The organism is Streptomyces caelestis (genome assembly GCF_014205255.1).
GTDB lineage: Bacteria > Actinomycetota > Actinomycetes > Streptomycetales > Streptomycetaceae > Streptomyces > Streptomyces caelestis.
The window spans coordinates 165277-186664 of the sequence record NZ_JACHNE010000001.1 but is presented as its reverse complement, the minus strand read 5'-3'; the positions used below and the strand labels follow the sequence as shown (position 1 = coordinate 186664).

Below are 21388 nucleotides of genomic sequence, written 5' to 3'. Positions count from 1 at the left end.
AGGGCGTACCGGCACGGCATGCCGAAGGCACGCGCCTTTCCTTCGCGGCCCGGCCGGACGGCTGGGACCGGTACTCAGCCGGCCAGGGCAGGGCCCGGACCGGGGCGGCAGCACAGGGCCTCGGCCATTCGTCTCGTCAACCAACCGCCAACCATCCTTGAACATGAGGACCATGCATCGTGCTCCCTGACGCGAACGGACCCGAAGCCCTCCCCACCGCGGACACGGCCGGACTGCTGGACCTGACCAGGGCGCAGCGGGGCATCTGGTACGGCCAACAGCTCGACCCGGGAAACCCCGCCTACAACACGGGCGAGTACCTGGAGATCCACGGCCCGCTGGACCCCGAGTTGTTCGAGACGGCGCTGCGGCGCGTGATCGCCGAGGCGGAGACGTTCCGCCTGCGCTTCGTCGAGACCGGCGACGGGCCCCGCTGCCGTGTCTCGCCCGCCGTCGACTGCAAGCCGCACCTGCTGGACGTCAGTGCCGAGCCCGACCCGCAGGCGGCGGCGGAGGAATGGATCCGCTCCGACCTCGCGACCCCGGCCGACCTCACCGAGGGCCCACTGTTCACCCAGGCACTCTTCAAGGCGGCGGACGACCGCTGGTTCTGGTACCAGCGGGCCCATCACATCCTGCTCGACGGCTACAGCTATCTGCTGGTCTTCCGCCAAGTGGCCGAGGTCTACACCGCGCTCGCCAAGGGCCACGACACGGCGGGCTCGTTCCCCCCGGTGCACACGCTCCTCGACGAGGAGACCTCCTACCGAGCCGGGCAGCGCTTCGAGCGTGACCGCGCCTACTGGACGGAGCGCTTCGCCGACGCCCCCGAGGCCGTCGGCCTGACCGAGGGCACCGCACAGCCCTCCGCCTCCCATCTGCGCTGCGCCACCACCCTGTCCGCCGCCGAGGCCGAACGCCTCTCGGCGGCCGCCGCCCGCCTGGGCGTGGGACGGACGGAACTCTTCCTCGCCGCCGTCGGCGCCTACGTCCACCGGGTCACCGGTGCCCCGGACGTCGTCCTCGGACTGACCACCCTGAGCCGGCTCGGTACCGCCCCGCTGCGCACGCCCGGAACGACCTCGAACAACCTGCCGCTGCGGCTGGACGTACAGCGGGACACCCCGGTCGGCGAGCTGGTCCGGTCGGTCGCCGCCGACCTGCGCGCCGTCCGTGCCCACCAGCAGTACCGCGGTGAGGACCTGCGCCGCGACCTGAAGCTCCTGGGCGGCACCCGGCGGCTGTACGGGCCACTGGTCAACCTGGTGTTCTTCCACCACGACGTGCGCTTCGGCGACTTCGCCACCACACCGCACCACCTGTCGGGCGGTGCCGTCGAGGACCTGTCGATCACCGTCCGGCCGGGTCCCGGCGGAGCCGGGCTGCTCCTCGCCTTCGACGCCAACCCCGCGTTGTACACGCAGGACCAGCTGGCCGAGCACCAGGAGCGGTTCCTCCTCCTGCTCGGTCAGCTCGCCGATGCCGAAGCCGACATGAGCCTGGCCCGGACCACCCTGCTGCGGTCCGGCGAGGAGCCGGCGCACACACCCGCCGAGCACATGCCCGCCGCGCCCGGCACCACCCTGCCCCAGCTGTTCGAGGCCCAGGCCGCGCGCACACCACAGGCGGTGGCCGTCACACACGAGGGCACGTCGATCGGCTATGCGGAGCTCAACGCACGCGCCAACCGGCTGGCCCGGCTCCTCGTCGGACGCGGGGCCGGGCCCGGCCGGATCGTGGCCCTGGCGCTCCACCGTTCCCCGGAACTGATCGTCGGCATCCTCGCCGTGCTCAAGTCGGGTGCCGCCTACCTGCCGTTGGACCCCGGTTACCCGGCCGAACGCATCCGCCTGGTCGCCGAGGACGCCTCGCCCGCCCTGCTGGTGACGGACGCCCACACGGCACCGGAACTCCCGGACGTCGGCGCCCCCGTCGTCGTCCTCGGCGATCCGGGCACCGACCAGGAGCTCGCCGCATGCTCTGACGTCGACCTCACCGACGCCGACCGCCCCGCGCCGCTCGCTCCCGAGGACATCGCCTACATCATCTACACCTCTGGCTCCACCGGCCGTCCCAAGGGAGTGGCGATCCCGCACTCCAACGTCATCAGCCTGTTCAGGGGCGCCTCGGCGCACTTCACCTTCACCGGCGACGACGTGTGGCCGTTGTTCCACTCGTACGCCTTCGACGTCTCGGTCTGGGAGATGTGGGGGGCGCTGCTCCACGGCGGCCGGCTCGTCGTCGTCCCGCACACGGTCACCCGCTCGCCGGGGGAGTTCCTGGACCTGCTGCGCCGGGAACGCGTGACCGTCCTGAACCAGACTCCCTCCGCCTTCCGCCAGCTCGTCGAGGCCGACAGGGAGGCGCACCGCGACGGGCACGATCACGATCCGTTCGCCCTGCGCTACATCGTCTTCGCCGGTGAGGCGCTGAACTTCGCCCAGCTGAGGCCCTGGGTGGAACGCTACGGCGACGAGGCACCGGTGCTGGTCAACATGTACGGCATCACCGAGACGACCGTGCATTCCACCTACCAACGGGTCACCCGTGAGATGGTGACCGCCGACCGGGGGCGCAGCGCCATCGGCACCGCGCTGCCGCACCTGCGTGTGTACGTACTCGACCACTGCGGGCAGCACGCGCCGCCCGGCTGGGTCGGCGAGATCCACGTGGCCGGGCAGGGTCTGGCACAGGGCTACCTGGGCCGCCCGGACCTGACCGCGGAGCGGTTCGTCGACGACCCGTTCGGCCGGCCGGGCGAGCTGATGTACCGCAGCGGTGACCTCGCACGCCGACTCGCCGACGGAACGCTGGAGTTCGTCGGACGCCGCGACCACCAGGTGAAGATCCGCGGCTTCCGCATCGAACCCGGTGAGATCGAGGTGGTCCTGGCGGATCACCCCGGTGTCACACAGGCCGCCGTCGTCGTCCGCGAACGGGCGGAAGTCGAGGACCGGATACTCGTCGCCTATGCCGTCCCCGAGCCCGGGCACCGGCCGGACGCCGCCGAACTGCGCGGCCACCTGGCCCGGCGGCTGCCCGAGCACATGGTGCCCAGCGCCTGCGTCGTCGTGGACCGGCTGCCGCTCACCCCTAACGGCAAGCTCGACGTCGCGGCCCTGCCCGCGCCGGACTTCGCCGGGACCGCCGGTGCCGGACGGGGGCCGGCCGGCGAGTCCGAGAAGCGGCTGTGCGAGCTGTTCGAGCAGGTGCTGGGGCTGTCCGCGGGAGCCGTCGGCCCCGACGACGACTTCTTCGACCTCGGCGGGCACTCCGTGCTCGCCACCCGGTTGCAGACACGTATCCGCGCCGCCTTCGACGCGGAGATCGGCATGGCCGCCATCTTCGAGGCCGCGTCTCCGGGCGCGCTGGCCGCCCTGCTCGCCGAACACGCGGCGGACGCCACGGCGCAGGGCGACGCCGGTGCCGCCCGTCCGCCGCTGGTGCCCGCGGTCCGGCCGGAGCACGTGCCGCTGTCCCCGGCCCAGGCCCGCATCTGGTTCCTCAACCGCCTGGAGGGCCCCAGCCCCACCTACCACATCCCCCTCGTGCTGTCCCTGCGGACCGCGCCCGACGCCGACACCCTGCGGGCCGCGCTCGCCGACGTCTGCACCCGGCACGAGGCGTTGCGCACTGTCTTCCCGGATGTCGAGGGGGACCCCCGGCAGGTGGTACTGGACCCTGACAGTCCTCAGGCCCGGCCCGTGCTGGAGGTCGCCGACGTGGCGGCCACGGACCTGGCCTCCCGCGTGCGCTCGGCCGCCCGGCAGGGCTTCGACCTGAGCGCTCAGATCCCGCTGCGCGCCCATCTGTTCCGGGCCGACGACTCCACCACCGCGCTGCTCCTGGTGCTGCACCACATCGCCGGGGACGGCTGGTCCCTGGTGCCGCTGGCGCAGGATCTGGCCGAGGCGTACACCGCGCGGGCCGAGGGACGCGTGCCGGACTGGCAGCCGCTGCCGGTCCAATACGCCGACTACACGCTCTGGCAGCGCGAACTCCTCGGCGATCCGGCGGACGCGGACAGCCGAGCGGGCCGTCAGCTCGCCTACTGGCAGCGGACACTGGCCGCCGCGCCCGAGCAGCTCGATCTGCCGTACGACCGTCTGCGCACCCGCACCCACCAGTACGCGGGCGACGCCGTGCCGGTCGGCCTCGACGCCGACCTGCACCGCAAGCTGAGCGAACTGGCCGGCGCCCACCGGACCACGGTCTTCATGGTCCTTCAGGCGGCGCTGGCCGCCACCCTGGCCCGGTCCGGCGCCGGACCGGACATCCCGCTGGGCACCGCCGTGGCCGGGCGGCACGATGCCGCGCTGGACCACCTCGTGGGCTTCTTCAGCAACACGCTCGTGCTGCGCACCGACACCTCCGGCGACCCGTCCTTCGAGGAGCTGCTCGAACGGGTACGCAAGGACAACCTGGCCGCCCAGGCCCATCAGGACCTTCCGTTCGACTGGCTGGTCGACCGGCTGGCGCCGCCCCGCGTGGCGGGCCGCCACCCGCTGTTCCAGGTCATGCTGGTCCTGCAGAACGCCGGAGACGCCACGCTGGAGATGGAGGGCTCCACGCTGCGTCTGGAGCCGACCGACGTCGGCGTCTCCCGCTTCGACCTGACGCTCTCGCTGGCCGAGCGGCGTGGCGAGGCGGGGGAGCCCGCCGGCGTGGCGGGGTCCGTCGAGTACAGCACCGAGTTGTTCGAACGTGCCACCGTCGAGGCACTCGTCGAGCGGCTGCGGGCGGTCCTGGCGCGTGCGGTCGCCGCTTCCGACCGTCCGCTGTCACAGCTCCTGCCGGACGGCGAAACCCGGCAGCACCTCCAGGACAGCCTGCCGGGCTGCGAACGTGCCCTGCTCGCCCAGGACGGCGTACGCGAATGCCTGGTGTCGCTGCGCACCTCGGCCACCGGGGTGCCCGAACCGGTGGCCTACGTGGTGCCGGAGGCTCCCGTGGACCCGGCCGCGCTGGCCGTGGCCGGCCGGGCCGCCCTGCCGCCCACGGCACCGCCCCTGCGGGTCGTGCCGGTGACGGCGGTGCCGCGCACCGCGCAGGGTGCGGTCGACACCGAGGCACTGCTCGCGCTGCCGGTCCTGGACGAGGGCGTGGCCCGCGCCTGGGAGCGGCGGCTGACGGCGGACCCGGACGTGACCGGCGCGGCCGTCGCCGTACGGGACCGGGTGCCGCCCGCTCCGGGCCGCCTCCACATCGGAGACCTGCTCACCCCGTCCCGGACCGCTCCCGAGCCCACCCCTGGCACGGAGGGCGTGAACCCGGACCGGCAGACCCCCCTGTCGATCAGCGAGGGTCCGGCCCTGCGGCTCCTGCCGCAGCGCACCCTGGCCGACGCGCTGGCGGCCGCCGAGGCCGGTCACGGCGAGGTGGTGCACATCCGGCCGGACGGCAGCGAGGAGCGGCAGTCCTACGCCGAGCTGGCCGAGGACGCCTCCCGGGTCCTGCACGGCCTGCGGCAGGCCGGGCTGCGGGCCGGTGACAAGGTGCTGTTCCAGCTCCCGGACACCCGGGACTTCGTCGTCGGTTTCTGGGCCTGCGCGCTCGGCGGCATGGTGCCGGTGCCGCTGGCGGCCCCGCCGGCCGGCTACGCGCACGGCGGGGCGCAGGTGACCCGCCTGGTGGACGCCTGGACCATGCTGGACGGGCCGTGCGTGCTCGCCCCCGCCTCGGCCCGGGACGCCATCCGGACGCTCCTGGCGGAGCAGAACGGCGGGCCCGAGCCCCAGGTCGCGGCCGTCGACGACCTGCTGACCGGCCCGCGGGACCGTGACTGGCACCCCGCCGATCCGGACGACCTGGCCCTGCTCCTGCTCACCTCGGGCAGCACGGGCAAACCGAAGGCGGTCGAGCAGCGTCACCGCAACCTGCTGGCCCACGTCGCCGCCGCCGTTCAGCAGCACGGACTGACCGCGGACGACGTCTCGTTCAACTGGATGCCCCTCGACCACGTCGGTGGAGTGGTGATGTTCCACCTGCGCGACGTCGTGCTCGGCGCCCGCCAGGTACTGGCCCCCACCGCCTGGGTCCTCGAGGAACCGCTGCGCTGGCTGGACGCGATCGACCGCCACCGGGCCGCCAGCACCTGGGCACCCAACTTCGCCTACGGGCTGGTCGCGGACAGGCTGGCCGCCGCCCCGGACCACGACTGGGACCTGTCCTGCCTGCGGCTGGCGCTCAACGGCGGAGAGGGCCTCGCGGCCCGCGTGGCCCGCCGGTTCCTGTCCGAGCTGCGGCCCTTCGGCCTGCCCGCGACCGCGATGCACCCGGTGTGGGGCATGTCCGAGACCAGTTCCGGAGAGACCGACGCGGTGCTGACCCTGGACGGCAGCAGCGACGACGATCCCCACGTCAGCTGCGGACGGCCGTACCCCGGCTTCGCCATCCGCATCGTGGCGGACTCCGGAGAGGCCCTGCCGGAGGGTGAGACCGGCCGTATGCAGGTGCGCGGTCCGATGGTGACGGACGGCTACCACCGGGCGCCGGAGCACAACGCCGAGGCGTTCACCGCCGACGGCTGGTTCGACACCGGAGACCTCGCCTTCCTGCGCGACGGCGCCGTGACGCTCACCGGTCGCGCCAAGGACGTCATCATCGTCAACGGGGTGAACCACCCCAGCCAGGCCGTCGAGGGCGCCGTCGAGGAGATCGACGGCGTGGAGCGCTCGTTCACCGCCGCCGTCGCCGTACGCGGATCGGCCGACGCGACCACCGACGAGCTGGCCGTGTTCTGTGTGCCCGCCCCGGGCAGCGACCGGCGCGGGCTGGTCGCCGCGATCACGGGACGGGTGACACGGGAGTTCGGGGTCACCCCGGCCCACGTGCTGCCCGTGTGCCGGGAGGACATCCCGAAGACGGAGATCGGCAAGATCCAGCGCGCGCTGCTGCGCAAGCGATTCGAGGACGGCCTGTACGCCGACGTGCTCCGGGACACCGACGTCCTGCTCGGCAACGAGCGAACCGTCCCCGACTGGTTCCACCGGCCCGTGTGGCTGCGCGCCGAGCGCGTCCACGGCACGGACCCCCGGGCCGCCGCCGGACAGGTCCTCCTCGTCGCCGAACCCGGCTGCCCGCTCCTGGAACCGCTCGCCCGGCGGATCGCCGCATCCGGCGGGACCAGCTCCGTCGTCACGCCCCCGGCGTCCGGCGCCCTGACGCCCCAGGCGTGGACGACGGCACTCACCCCGGCCTTCGAAGGACCCGTGAACCGGGTCGTCGATCTCACCATGGCCGGGCCGGCCGAGCCGGACTCCCGCGATCCGGGCCGGCTCCGGGCCGACGCGCGGCGCATGGCCGCCCTGATCGGCGCCATGGCCGCGCTGGCCGGCGACGAGCGGCGCATCACCCTCGACGTCGTCGCCGTCGCCGGCTGCCAGGTCCGGCCGGACGAGCCGGTGCACCCCGCACGGGCCGCCGCCGTGGCCGTACTCAAGAGCGCACTGCAGGAACTGCCCTGGCTGGACGGGCGGTGGACGGACCTGGACGGCGCCGATGCCGCCCAGCGGCCGGACCTCGCCGCCGCGGCCGTCCACGACGAGATCGTCACCCCGCCGAGCGAGCCGGTGGTCGCCCTGCGCGACGGCACCCGCTGGGTGAACCGGCTCACGGCACTGCCCACGCCGCGTCCGGACGGCTACGGCGTCCCCCCGTTCCGCGAGGGAGGGCACTACCTGATCACCGGTGGCCTCGGCGGCCTCGGCGTGGAGGTCGCCCGCACGCTGCTCACCGACCACCGAGCCCGGCTCACCCTGATCGGCCGCGGCCCGCTTCAGAGCACGTCCGGCCGGGCAGAGGCCCTCGCCGAACTGCGCGCTCTGGGCGACGTGCGGTACGTCGGCGCCGACCTGGCCGACCCCGACGCGGTCCGCCGCGCCCTCGCCGACGCCGAGAGCGCCGCCGGGCGCGTCGACGGAGTGCTGCACCTGGCGGGGCACTTCGCCGAACGGCCCCTGACCGACGGCGACGGGCAGCACTGGCAGGCCGTCCTGGCGGCCAAGACCACGGGCGCGGCCGTGCTCACCGATCTCCTCCGCGACCGGCCGGGCACCCTGTTCGTCTCCTTCTCCTCCGTCAACGGCCACTTCGGCGGCGCGTTCGCCGCGGCCTACGCGGCCGCCAACGCCTGCGTCGACGCGCTCGCCGCTCAGCAGCGCTCCCTGGGGCTGCGCGCGTACAGCGTCGCCTGGAGCATGTGGGACGAGATCGGCGCCAGCCGCGGGTACGCCCTGAAGGACCTGACCCGGGCCCGCGGCTTCCGCCTGATCGGCCGACAGGACGGGATGCGGTCCCTCACCGTCGCTCTGCGGCACGACCCCGGCCACGTCCTGATCGGGCTGGACCCCGGCGCGCCGTGGGTGCGCAGCCATCTCGACACCCCGACCGAAACCCTGCGGATGCTCGAAGCGCACGTCACCGGCAAGGACCCGGGGGAACCCACGGCAGCCACCGAGCCCGACCGCTTCGGCACCCCCGTGCCGTGCGCCGTCCGGCAGGTCGACGTGCTGCCGGCCCGGAGCGGCGGGCGGGCCGCCGGCGGCCCGGACGCGACGGAACCCGACGGGGGTGAGCCGGCCACACCGCTCGAACAGGCGCTCGCCCGGGTGTGGTGCGAGCTGCTGGGCGTCGAACGGATCGGCAGGAACGACAACTTCTTCGCCCTGGGCGGTCACTCGCTGCTCGCCGCCCGCCTGGTCGGCCGGATCCGCGCCGCCGAGGGCCTGGAGCTGAGCGTCGCCGACCTGTTCGCCGCCCCCACCCTGGCCGAGCTGGCGGAGTGTGCCGCCGCCGGCCGGCCCCGCCCGCCCCTGGTGCGCGAGCAGCGCCCCGACCCCATGCCGCTGTCCCCGGCCCAGACCCGCCTGTGGTTCATCGACCGGCTGGAAGGCCCCAGCCCGACCTACAACATCCCGGTCGTCCTGCGGTTCCCCGGACCGGTGGACAGCGACGTCCTGCGCAGCGCCCTGTCCGACGTCGTCGCCCGCCACGAGGCGTTGCGCACCCGGTTCCCGGAGCGCGACGGCGCCCCCGTCCAGGAGGTGCTGAACGCCGCCGAGGCCGAAGCCGACCTGTTCGTCGCGCAGACGCCGCCACGGCTGCTTCAGGACCAGCTGCGCTCGGCTGCCCGGATGGGCTTCCAACTGGAGAGCGACCTGCCGCTGCGCGCCCACCTCTTCCAGTTGCCGGACGGCAGCTGCGTCCTGCTGCTGGTGCTGCATCACATCGCCGCGGACGGCTGGTCCCTGGCGCCGCTGGCCGCGGATCTGTCCGCGGCGTACCGGGCCCGCGCCGAGGGCTGTGCCCCGCAGTGGGACGACCTGCCGGTGCAGTACGGCGACTACGCCCTGTGGCAGCGCCGGCTGCTGGGCGACCCCGACGACCCGGACAGCACCGCCGCGCAGCAGTTCGCCTACTGGGCGGAGCAGCTCGCCGGCCTGCCGGACGAGCTCGACCTGCCCTACGACCGTCCCCGCCCGGACACGCCCAGCCGACAGGGCCGCCTGATCCACCGCCGCCTCGACGGGGCCCTGCACCGACGGCTGACGGAGCTGGCCCGGAACCACGAGGCCACCCTCTTCATGGTGGTGCAGGCGGCGCTGGCCGCCGCGCTCACCCGGTCCGGAGCAGGCGGGGACATCCCCGTCGGCACGGTGCTGGCCGGCCGGTCCGACCCCGCGCTGTCCCCACTGGTCGGCTTCTTCGTCAACACCCAGGTGCTGCGTACCCGAACCTCCGGTGACCTTGCCTTCGCGGAGCTGCTGAACCGTGTACGAGACACCACCAAGGCCGCCCACGCCCACCAGGACCTGCCGTTCGACCACCTGGTGGAACGCCTCAACCCGCCTCGCCACCTGGCTCGCCACCCCTTGTTCCAGATCTCCCTGACCTTCGAGGACGCCGCCGCGCAGGAGGTCGAACTGGCGGGCACGCGGGCCCGGATCGAGCGGCTGCACCTGGACGCGGCCAAGTTCGACCTCGTGTTCAACTTCTCGGAACACCGCGATGCCGACGGCACGCCGGACGGTCTGGACCTGAACGTGGAATACAGCGTCGACCTGTTCGACTCCGGCACCGCCGAGGAGCTGGCCGACCTGGTGGGCCGGGTGCTCCGGGACGCAGCCGGCGATCCTTCCCGGCGGCTGTCCGAGCTGGCCGCCGCGGAGCCCGCACCGGCAGGCGGGGAGGGCCCCGGGCCCGACGACGCCGCCCTCACCGCCGCCGTCCTCGCGGTGCCCGGGGTCCGTGAGTGTGCCGTGGCCCGGCGCCGGGACGCCGACGGGCGACTGCGCCCGGTCGTGCACGCCGTGCCCGAACGACCCCTGACGGCCTCTCGACTGGCCGAGGCCGCCCACCGGGCGCTGCCCGCGCTGCCGGCGCCGCCGCTCGTGGTGCTTGTCACCGCCCTGCCCCGCACCCCGGACGGCACGGTGGACGCCGAGGCGCTGGACCGGCTGCCCGTCCTCGACGGCAGCCTGATCACCGCGTGGCGTGACCGGCTGCTCGCCGTCCCGGCGGTGGAGTCCGCGACCGTCACCGTCGCCCCGGTACCGCTGCCCCCGCGGCCCGAGACGGGCCCGGACGCCGCGCCCGCCCTGCTCCACCCGGTCTGGCACCCGGCCCGCCCCGCGCCGGCCCAGCCGGTCGTGGCGGGTGCGGAGGTGGCCGTGCTGGCCGGGCGGGACCGGCGGACGGCCGAGGAGCTGGCCGAGCTGATCCGCCGCCACGGCGGCCGCGGCACCGTCCTCGACGGCGCGGCCGACGGCAGTCCCCTCGAAGGACTGCGGGCCCTGCCCGCACCCCCCGACCGGGTGATCGATCTGACCCGGCTCGACGACGACGCCCCCGCGGCGGACGTCCCCGACGCGGCCGACCCGCTCGGCGGCCTGCTCGACCTGATCACCGCGCTCTCCGGCATCGACGGCGCGCCGCGCACCACCGCACTCACCGTCGCCGCCCGCACCGGCCCCCGCCCCCGTCCCGACCACGCCGCCTGTGTGGCGCTGCTGATGAGCGCCGCGCAGGAACAGCCGGGACTGGCCGCACGGTGGATCGAGGTGCGCACGGCAGACGCCGGGCCGGCCCGGCTCGCGGAGCGGCTGTTCGCCGAGCTGGCGCCGGGCGCGGAGGCCCACGTGGCCCTGGACGGCGACCGGCGCTGGGTGTCCCGGCTCGCCGAACTGCCGCCCGAGTCCGCCGCATCGCGGCCCTCCGCAGCGGTGATCGAGCCGGGCGGCCACCACCTCGTCACCGGCGGCCTGGGCGGGACCGGCGTCGAACTCGCCCGTCACCTGCTCACCCGGTACGGTGCCCGGCTGACCCTGGTGGGCCGTACCCCGGCGGAGCGGCACCTCCGGCGCGACGTCCTGGCGGAGCTGCGGGCACTGGGTGACGTGCGCTACCTGGCGGCCGACATCGCCGACGCCGAGGAGGTACGGCGGCTGCTCGCCGAGGCCGGCGAGCCCGACGCCGTGTGGCACCTGGCCGGGCACCTGGCCGACGGGCCGGTCACCGAGGCGACGCCGGAGCAGCGGCAGGCGGTGTGGCAGGCCAAGGTGGCCGGCGCCCGCCACCTGACCGAGGCCCTCGGCCACCGCCGCGGCATGCTGTTCGTGTCGTTCTCCTCCATCAACGGCTACTTCGGCGGGGCGCGGACCGGCCTCTACGCCGCGGCCAACGCCTGGCTCGACGCCCTCGCCGTGCACCAGCGCCGCATGGGCCTGCGCGGCCACAGCCTCGCCTGGAGCATGTGGGAGGAGACCGGCATGAGCCGCGGCTACGCGCTGCGCGAGCTGACCGAGGCGCGCGGCTACCGGGTGCTGCCGCCCCGGCAGGCGCTGGCCGGCCTGGACGCGGCGCTCCGGCACGACACACCGCACCTGCTGATCGGCCCCGACCCCGCGGCGCCCTGGGTGCGGGCCCACCTGCCCGGCCCGGCGCTGCCGCTGGAACGGCTGGCCGCCACCGTGACCACCAGGGCCGGGCACCCCGTCCCCGCCGTCGCGGAGGCCGCGCTGCCCGACCCCTTCGGCACACCCACGACGTGCGCGGTGCGCGTGGGGGAGGCGGCGCCGGCGCAGGACGCCCCCGCCGGCGGCCGGGCCGACGAGTTGCTGCCCGCTCTGACCGCGATCTGGGCGGAGACGCTGGGGCGTGAACAGGTCGGCCCCGACGACAGCTTCTTCGACCTCGGAGGCCACTCGATCCTGCTGGTCAACCTCCGCTCGCTGATTCAGCGACGGCTGGGACACGACGTGTCGCTGGCCGACGTGTTCAGCCATCCGGCCCCCGCGGCGATGGCCCGCCACCTCGCCTCGGCGGGCGAACCGGCGGCCGGTGACCGCGGCGACCCCGCGGCGGGCGCGCAGCGTGCCGTCCGCCAGAAGCAGGCACGCGCCCGCAACCGGGCCGCAGCACAGAGGAAGGCACACCGTGATGGCTGAGGACAGGAACGCGGCCGGCGCGGATCTCCCCGACGACACCGGTGGCGAGGAACTCGGCATCGCCGTGGTGGGCATGGCCGGCCGGTGGGCGCACGCCGAGGACATCGAGCAGTTCTGGCGGAACCTGCTGGCCGGGCACGAGTCGGTCACGCCCGTGCCCGACGAGGCGTTCCTGGCGGCCGGCGGCAGTCCCGCCGACCTCCAGGACCCCTCACTGGTCAGGATGGCCGCCGGCGTCGAGGGCATCGAGTTGTTCGACGCCGGGTTCTTCGGCTACAGCCCCGCGGAAGCCAGGCAGCTCGACCCCCAGCAGCGCCTGTTCCTGGAGGTCTGTCACCACGCCATGGAGCACGCCGGGTACGACCCGGCCCGCTTCGGCGGTCAGGTCGGCGTGTACGCCGGATGCTCCCAGAGCGAGTACTTCCTCAGTCACATCCAGCCCCGGTACGCGAACGAGCCGGGCTCCCTGGCACTGCTGAACGCCAAGGCCGGCAACCTGGCGGACTCCCTGGCCACCCGGGTGTCGTACGAACTGGACCTCACCGGGCCCAGCATGACCGTGCAGACGGCCTGCTCGACCTCGCTCGTCGCGGTTCATGTGGCCTGCCAGGACCTGCTGAACTACCGGTGCGACACGGCTCTGGCGGGGGGCGCGGCGCTCAATCCGTCGGCCGTGCGCGGCTACCGCCACGTCGAGCAGGGCGTCCTGTCGCCGGACGGCAGGACCCGCGCGTTCGATGCCGAGGCTCGTGGCACCGTGCGTGGCGACGGCGTCGCCGCCGTGGCGCTGCGCAGGCTGGAGGACGCCCTCGCCGACGGGGATCACATCTGGGGGGTGATCAAAGGCTCGGCGATCAACAACGACGGACGGCGCAAGCCGGGCTTCACCGCCCCCAGCCCCGAAGGGCAGACGGAGGCGATCCTGGACGCCCTGATGGCGGCCGAGGTCCCCGCCGAGACCATCAGCTACGTCGAGGCCCACGGCACCGGTACCCCGGTGGGCGACCCCATCGAGGTCGAGGCGCTGAGGCGGGCGTTCCGGCAGAGCACCGACCGGACGGGATTCTGCCTGCTCGGATCGGTGAAGCCCAACGTGGGGCACACCGACGCCGCGGCAGGCGTCACCGGCCTGATCAAGGTGCTGCTGGCGATGCGGCACGGCGTGCTGCCCCCCACCGTGGGCTACCGCCGCCCGAATCCGGCCATCGACTTCGCGGCCACCCCGTTCCGCGTCAGCGGCGAGGCCGAACCGTGGCGGCCGGACGCGGGAGTTCCCCGGCGTGCGGGGGTCAGCTCGTTCGGGGTCGGCGGCACCAACGCGCATGCAGTCGTCGAGGAACCTCCGGTCCCGCCGGCACCCGCCCCGGGCGGTGCGCGGACGGACACCGTACGGGACGACGCGGAGCGGGACGCGCCCGACGGCCGGGCGCGCCTGCTGCGGCTGTCCGCCCGGACACCGGACCAGCTCGACACCCTGTGCACGCGGCTGTCCGACCATCTGAGCACCCGCGGCACGGACCTCCGCCCGGACGACGTCGCCTTCACCCTGGCGGCCGGCCGCCGGGAGTTCGACCACCGTCGCACGCTGATCTGCCACAGCGTGGCGGAGGCCGCCGACCTGCTGCGCCGGTCCGCCGGCGGTCCCGTCACCCGAGCGGGGCAGGCACCGGGAGCCGTGTTCCTGCTGCCCGGTGGCGGTGCCCAGTACCCGGACATGGGAGCGGGTCTGTACCGCACCGAGCCGGTGTTCCGCGCCGAGATGGACAGGGCCTCGGAGGTGATGCTCCCGGTCCTCGGTCACCGGCTGACCGACGCCCTCTACGGAGGGCCCGAGCCCGCTGAACCGGCGCAGTTCGCCTCCCTGGTGGCCGTCGAGTACGCCCTCGCGCGCCTGATGGCCTCCCATGGCGTCACCCCCGCGGCACTGCTCGGCCACTCCCTCGGCGAGTACACGGCCGCCTGCCTGGCCGGTGTGATGTCCTTCGAGGACGCCCTGATGCTGGTCGACGTACGGGACCGGCTGACCCGCCGGATCCGCGGTGCCACCCTCGGCGTGTGGCTGCCCGAGCAGGACCTGCTGCCCTATCTGGAGGGCGGCGAGGTCGATCTGGCCACGGTCAACTCGCAAAGCTCCTGCACGGTCTCCGGCACCGAGGCGGCGGTCGCCGACCTGGAACGGCGCCTGGAGGCCGACGGCGTCGAGTTCTCCCGGGTGCGGCTGACCATAGCCCCGCACTCGCGCCTGCTGGAGTCGGTGCTGCCCGAGTTCGCGGCGGTCGTCGAAACGGTCTCCCTGCGGCCACCGAAGGTGCCCGTCGTCTCCAATGTCACCGGTACCTGGATGACGGCGGAGCAGGCCACCGACCCCGGCTACTGGGTGCGGCACATGCGCCGCACCGTGCGTTTCGCGGAGGGACTGGGCGAACTGGCGCGCTCCGGGTACACGGCGTTCGCCGAGGTCGGTCCCGGTCGTGGTCTGGCCCGCCATGTGCGCGCCCACCTCGGCCAGGAGACGACCGTGGTGCCGATGATGCGGCACGCCAAGAGCACGGCCTCCGACGTGACAGAGTTCCTCGACGGGCTCGGCGGGTTGTGGGCGGCCGGCGTCCCGGTGCCGCCCCCACCCCGCGGGGAAGCGCGGCGCGTCCCGCTGCCCGGCTATCCCTTCGAGCGCACCCGGCACTGGGTCGAACGGGTCGTCACCCAGCCGTCCCGGCCCGGTCCCGTGGCCGCGCCGGAGAGCGCCGGCCTGCCCTTCGACGTCACCGTCGAGGCCGACGAGGTCCGGGCGGCCGAGAGTCGCTGGCGTGACCGGCTGCCCCCGGCGCCGCTGCCGGACGCCGCCCGCGGCCTTGTGGAGCGGTTCTGCACGCTTGAGGCGGTCCGCTTCCTGCAGCGCTCGGGGATCGGCACCGCCCCCGGTGCGGAGTACGACCTGTCGGCGGTGCACCATCGCGTCGCAGCCGTCGGCGGGTACCGACGGTTCGTCGAAGCGCTGACGCATGTCCTGGCCGAGGACGGCCTCGTGGAGATCCGCGACGGACGGCTGCGTTTCGTCGCCGCTCCGGAGGACGAAGCGCGTACCGAGGCGCACCTGAGGGAGCTGCGCGCCCGCGTGGGCGAACGGTTCCCCGACTTCCTGCCGGACCTGGAGCTGATCCGCCACTGTGCCGACCGGTACGCGGAGGTGGTCGGAGGCCGGACACCCGGTGCCCGGGTCCTCAGGCCCGACGGCGAGGACCTGGCCGGCCCCGTGCTGGGCAAGTGGACCGCCGCCGGCGACGCCGAGGCCTACCGCTCGCTGCTGGTCGAACAGGTCGCCCGGCTGGCCGGACGGATCCACGGGCGCGGCCCCCGCGTGCTGGAGATCGGCAACCTGAACGGGCCGCTCTGGCAGCTGGCCGACGCCCTGGCCGGCATCCCCGGCACCGTGCACCGCTTCGCCGGGCCCGGCAGGGCCGTCGTCCTCGGTGCCCGGCAGCGTGCCGAGGAGGAACAGCGCACCGGCACGACCTTCGAGATCCTGGACATCTCCCGGGACCCCGCCGGGCAGGGCTTCGCACCCGGTCACTGGGACATCGTCGTCGCGCACAACGCCCTGCACGCCGTCGGGGACGTGCCGGCGGCGCTGCCCCACGTCCGCTCGCTGCTCGCCCCCGGGGGAGCCCTGTTCCTGCTCGAGGCATCGGGGGCGCCGCGCATCGCCCTGTTCACCGCCGGTCTGCTGGAGGGCTGGTGGTCCTTCACCGACGGCCTGCGCGAGCGGAGCCCGTTCATCGGCCCCGAGCGCTGGTGTGACGCGCTGTCCGCGGCGGGATTCGACAGCGCGGCCTCGTTCCCGGGGGAACGCCGGGCGGACGTGTGTGCGCCGCACACCCTGGTCATCGGCCGCCGCCCCGCCGAGGACGACGCACCCGGTGACGCCTCCGGCGAGGTGCGGCCGACCGCCGCGGCGGCCAGCGGGCAGGGCACGGCCCTCGCCCCACGTCCTGCCCTCGGCCACCCGTATGCCGCGCCGCGCACCGACGTGGAACGCGACATCGCGCGGCACTGGCAGGACGCGCTCGGCATCGAGGACATCGGCATCCACGACAACTTCTTCGATCTGCACGGCGATTCGCTGCTCGCCGTCCAACTGGCCAACCGGATCAGCAAGGCGCTGGGCGTCACCGTCCGCGCCGCCGCCCTGCTGCGCAACCCGACGGTGGCCGGGCTCGCCGAGCACATCGGCCGCGGGGACACACCGTCGGGCATGCTCGACGTCCTGCTGCCGCTGCGGGCCGGGGACACCGGCATCCCCCTGTTCTGTTTCCACCCCGTCGCCGGGATCGCCTGGCCCTATGCGGCGTTGCTCCCGGACATCGACGCCCGCTTCCCCGTCTACGGCCTGCAGTCCCGGGGGCTGACGGAGCCGGCCGCCATGCCGGACTCGGTCGAGCGGACCGCCGCCGACCTGCTGCGGGAGATCCGGGCCGTGCGTCCGTCGGGGCCGTACGCGCTGCTTGGCTGGTCGTTCGGCGGCATGGTCGCCCACGCCGCCGCCGCGCAGCTGGAGCAGGCGGGGGAACGCGTGGCTCTGCTCGCGGTGCTCGACGCCTTCCCGGCCGCGGGGGATGACGGTCTGAGCGTCCCCGACCACGAGGAGGCCGCACGGTTCCTGCACCGGATCCTGCTCGCCGCCGCGGGTGTCGAGCCGGCTCCGGACGAACCCGCCATGGACACGGCGGCGGTGGTGAGCAGGCTGAGGGACTCCGGCAGCGCGCTGTCGGGACTGGACGAACAGGACGTCGGCCGGATCGTGGACGTCCTGCGACGCAACACGGAGATGATCTCCGGCTACCGGCCGAGCCCCACGAAGGGCGACCTGCTCACCTTCACCGCCACCGACAGCCACGATCCGTCGGCCACGCCGCCTGCCGCCCGGTGGAAGCCGCTCGTGGGGGGCTCCGTGGACAACCGCGACCTGCCCTGCGATCACCAGGGAGTGCTGCGCGGCGAGGCGCTGCGCATCGTCGGCGCCGAGCTGAACGCCGCACTGCGGGGGCTGAACGGACAGGACACGAGGAAGGAACCATGAGCCATACAGGGCTGGACGCCCGCCACCGGCCGGGACCGCGCCCACCCGCCCCCGCGGCGGACAGCCTCGTGCGGCCCGCGCCGCTCGACTCGCCGGTGCTGCGACTGTTCTTCTTCCATCACGCCGGGGGATCCCACCTGGTCTACCGCGACTGGGCGAGGCACTTTCCCACCGACTGGGAGATCTGCCTGCTCGAGGCGCCGGGACACGGCCGGCTGCTGCGTCATCCGCTCTGCGGCACGGTGGACGAGCTGGCGCGGTGGGCCGCGGACGTCGTCGAGCCCCTCCTGGACCGGCCCTTCGGCATCTTCGGCCACAGTCTGGGCGGGATGGCCGCCTACGACCTCGCCCGCCTGCTCCAGGCCCGGGGAGGGCCGCGGCCTCGCTGGCTGGGGGTCTCCGCGGTCCGCCCGCCGGACGCGGGACCGGAGCACGTGGTGCGGCGCAGCCACCTGCCCGACCCCGCGCTGCGCCAGGCCCTGGCGGAGATGGGCGGATCTCCCCCGGAACTGCTGGAGGACCCGCAGACGTGGGCGCTGTTCGAGAAGCTGTTCCGCACCGACTTCAAGGCGGCCGAGACGTGGCGGCCTCGGCTCGACCTGCCACCGCTTCAGGTCCCGACGGCGGTCTACGGCGGAAACGACGATCCCTCGGTCGGCCCCGGCCTGCTGTCGGGCTGGCAGCGCTGGACCACTCACTGGCTCGGCCTGCGGGTCTTTCCGGGCCGGCACTTCTACTTCCAGCCCGACGCCCGGCCACTGGCCGACCGGATCGTCGCGGACATCCGTACGGCCGGCGGCGGGTGACGAGCGCGCCGTACGCCCACCACCCCCGAAGCGAGCCACGACGACAAGGAGACGAACCATGGAACTCCGGCGACTCGGCGCCTGCGACCTGCAGGTGCCCGTCCTGAGCCTCGGCACCGGCACGTTCGGCGGCCGGGGACTGTTCAGCGCCTTCGGCACCAACGGCCCCAAGGAGGCGCGGCGGCTGGTCGACATCTGTCTGGAGGCGGGCGTGACGATGTTCGACACCGCCGACGTCTATTCGCTCGGAGCCGCCGAAGAACTCCTCGGCTCGGCGGTCAAGGGCCGCCGGGACCAGGTCATCCTGTCCACCAAGTCGGGTGCGCCGGTGGGCGGATCCGGGGGCGCGTCCGACGGGGTGCACTCGCGTCTCGTCACCGCGTGCGAGAACTCGCTGCGCCGCCTCGGAACCGACTACGTCGACCTGTACCAGCTGCACTTCTTCGACGCGAGTCTTCCCCTCGACGAGGTCCTGTCCGCCCTCGACCACCTGGTGCGGTCCGGCAAGGTCCGCCATGTGGGAGCGTCCAACTTCTGCGGCTGGCAGCTGATGAAGTCGCTCGATTCCGCCGAGCGGCACGGCTATTCGCGGTACGTCTCCCAGCAGGTCTACTACTCGCTCGTGGGCCGCGACTACGAGTGGGAGCTGATGCCGCTCGGCCTGGACCAGAACCTCGGCGCCCTGGTGTGGAGCCCCCTCGGATGGGCGCGGCTGACCGGCAAGGTGCGGCGCGGACAGCCGCTGCCCGAGCAGGGCCGCCTGCCCCGGACCGCAGCCTTCGGCCCGCACGTGGACGACGAGCACCTGTTCCGGGTCGTCGAGGTCCTGGACGAGATCTCCGAGGAAACCGGCCGGACCGTTCCGCAGATCGCCATCAACTGGCTCATCCAGCGGCCGACCGTGTCCTCCGTCATCATCGGTGCGCGCGACGAGACCCAGCTGCGCGACAACCTGGGAGCCGCGGGCTGGTCCCTGACCTGCGACCAGGTCGCCAGGCTGGACGCCGCCAGCGCCAAGCCCACGCCGTACCCCTACTTCCACTACACCCGGGAGGAGTTCCCCGTGCAGGAACCCGAACCGGCCACGACCTGACCGGCCATGCCGCAGTCCCGTCGCCTGTTGTCGCGCGGGACACACGGTGAGGGAGCCGCGTGGTCGACGTGCATACCCGGGAGGGGGCGCGGCCGAGGCGACGCCCCCTTGACGTGGCCGGTGAGGCGCGGTCAGGACAGCTTGACGGCGGGGCGGTAGAGGTCGAGCCAGACGGCCAGGTCGAGGACCCGCTCGCACGCGTCACGCCCGTCACGCGTCATGGCCTCCGGCGTCCCGCGCACCGCCTCGGTGAGTGCCGTCCGGTCGAAGAACTCCACCGCGCGGTGGTCGTCGGCCAGCAGCTCGCCGACCTGGCGCTGCACCTCCCCGAGGTAGCTCGGCTCCTGGGTCAGCGGGTAACTCGCCTTCACCCGGTCCGCCACCGAAGCCGGCAGCGTGTCGCGCACGGCGGCGCGCAGCAGGCTTTTCTCCCGGCCGTCGAACGTCTTCATCGACCACGATGTGTTGAAGACGTACTGCACCAGCCGGTGGTCGCAGATCGGCACCCGTACCTCCAGGCCGACCGCCATGCTGATGCGGTCCTTGCGGTCCAGCAACGTGCCGAGCCAGTTGGTCACATGGACGTAGCAGAACTCGCGCATACGGCGCTCGTGCGCGTCCTCGCCGGGCACGGACGGCAGATGCGCGACCGTGTCGGACCAGCGCTGCGCCAAGTAGCCCGGCAAGTCCAGGGTGGTGACTGTCAGCTCCTGGTCGTACGTCCTGGCGGGCTGCGCGGCCGTCAGCCACGGGAACATCGCGACCTGCTGCACCGCCGGCACGTGGAACCACGGGTAGCCGCCGAACGTCTCGTCGGCGGACTCGCCGGACACGGCCACCGTCGAATGCTCGCGGATCGCCTTGAACAGCAGGTACAGGGAGTTGTCGCCCTCCCCGAAGCCGAACGGAAGATCGCGGGCCGCGATCACGGCCCGGCGCACGTCCGGGTCGGCCAGCTTCCGGTGGTCCAGCCGGATGTCGCTGTGCAGCGTGCCGACGTGGTCGACGACCTCGCGGGCGAACGGGGCGTCCGGCGAGCCGCGGAACTCGTCCGCGCGGAAGTCGCCCGGCTGCTCGAAGTCGACCGTGAACGTCCTGGCCTGCGCTCCCTGTTCGGCCAGCTTCCGGGCGGCCAGGGCCGTCAGGGCGCTGGAGTCCAGCCCGCCGGAGAGCAGCAGGCACAGCGGCACGTCCGCGACCAGCTGCCTGCTGACGCTGTCCTCCAGCAGCTCACGGACACGGCGTACCGTCGTCTCCGTGTCGTCGTGGTGCTCGTCGACCTCCAGCCGCCAGTAGACCCGCTCGCGCACCCCGCCCCGGTCGACGATCAGCATGGTGCCCGGCCTGACCTCCCGCATGCCCTTCCACACGGCCCGGCCCGGCTCCTTGACGTACCCCATCATCTCCCGGAAGCCGTCCCGGTCCACCACGGCCTCCACGGCCGGATGGGCGAGGACGGCCTTGGCCTCCGAGCCGAACAGAACCCCGTCCTCGGTCTCGTACACGTACAGCGGCTTGATGCCGAGCTGGTCGCGCAGCAGGATCAGGCGGTCCGTACGGCCGTCCCAGATGCCCAGCGCGAACATGCCGAGGAGACGGTCGGCGACCTCCTCGCCCCACTCCAGGTAGCCGCGCAGGACGACCTCGGTGTCACTGGAGGTGCGGAACGCGTGCCCGCGGCGCCGCAGTTCGTCGCGCAGCTCCCGGAAGTTGTACGCCTCACCGCTGTACGTCATCACCACCGGGCCGTCCGGGGTGTCCACCGTCATGGGCTGGACGCCGCCTTCCAGGTCGATGACCGACAGCCGGCGGTGCCCCAGGGCGGCGTGCGGCGACACCCAGGTGCCCCCGGCGTCCGGGCCGCGGCAGACCATGGTGGCGGTCATCGCGTCCAGGGTGGGGCGTTCCTTGTCCAGGTCACGCTGGAAGGCGATCCAGCCGACGATCCCGCACATGTGGGTCCTCT

5 protein-coding genes are annotated in these 21388 nt (G+C 73.9%); 4 read left to right on the top strand and 1 reads right to left on the bottom strand.

The features are described 5' to 3' along the window. Positions 1–179 precede the first annotated feature (179 nt). From HDA41_RS00800 to HDA41_RS00785, 4 genes are read left to right on the top strand one after another with little or no spacing between them, the layout of a single operon-like run. Positions 180–12446, top strand: a complete 12267-nt coding sequence (locus tag HDA41_RS00800) for a non-ribosomal peptide synthetase (RefSeq protein WP_184979699.1) — start codon at positions 180–182, stop codon at positions 12444–12446. Then, on the top strand, positions 12439–17523 hold the full coding sequence (locus HDA41_RS00795; protein ID WP_184979697.1) for a type I polyketide synthase: 5085 nt from the start codon (positions 12439–12441) through the stop codon (positions 17521–17523). The genes HDA41_RS00800 and HDA41_RS00795 overlap by 8 nt, the downstream gene beginning before the upstream one ends. Continuing rightward, positions 17520–18329, top strand: coding sequence for a thioesterase II family protein (locus HDA41_RS00790; RefSeq protein ID WP_230299830.1), 810 nt, complete (start codon positions 17520–17522; stop codon positions 18327–18329). Before HDA41_RS00795 ends, HDA41_RS00790 begins: the two co-directional genes overlap by 4 nt. Before the next feature lie 58 nt (positions 18330–18387). Then, positions 18388–19422 (top strand): aldo/keto reductase, encoded by a 1035-nt coding sequence (locus tag HDA41_RS00785; protein ID WP_184979695.1) that lies wholly within the window; start codon positions 18388–18390, stop codon positions 19420–19422. Positions 19423–19553: 131 nt separating this feature from the next. On the opposite strand, the gene asnB is transcribed toward HDA41_RS00785, so the two are convergent. Continuing rightward, positions 19554–21377, bottom strand: a complete 1824-nt coding sequence (asnB, locus tag HDA41_RS00780) for an asparagine synthase (glutamine-hydrolyzing) (protein ID WP_184979692.1) — start codon at positions 21375–21377, stop codon at positions 19554–19556. Positions 21378–21388 lie beyond the last annotated feature (11 nt).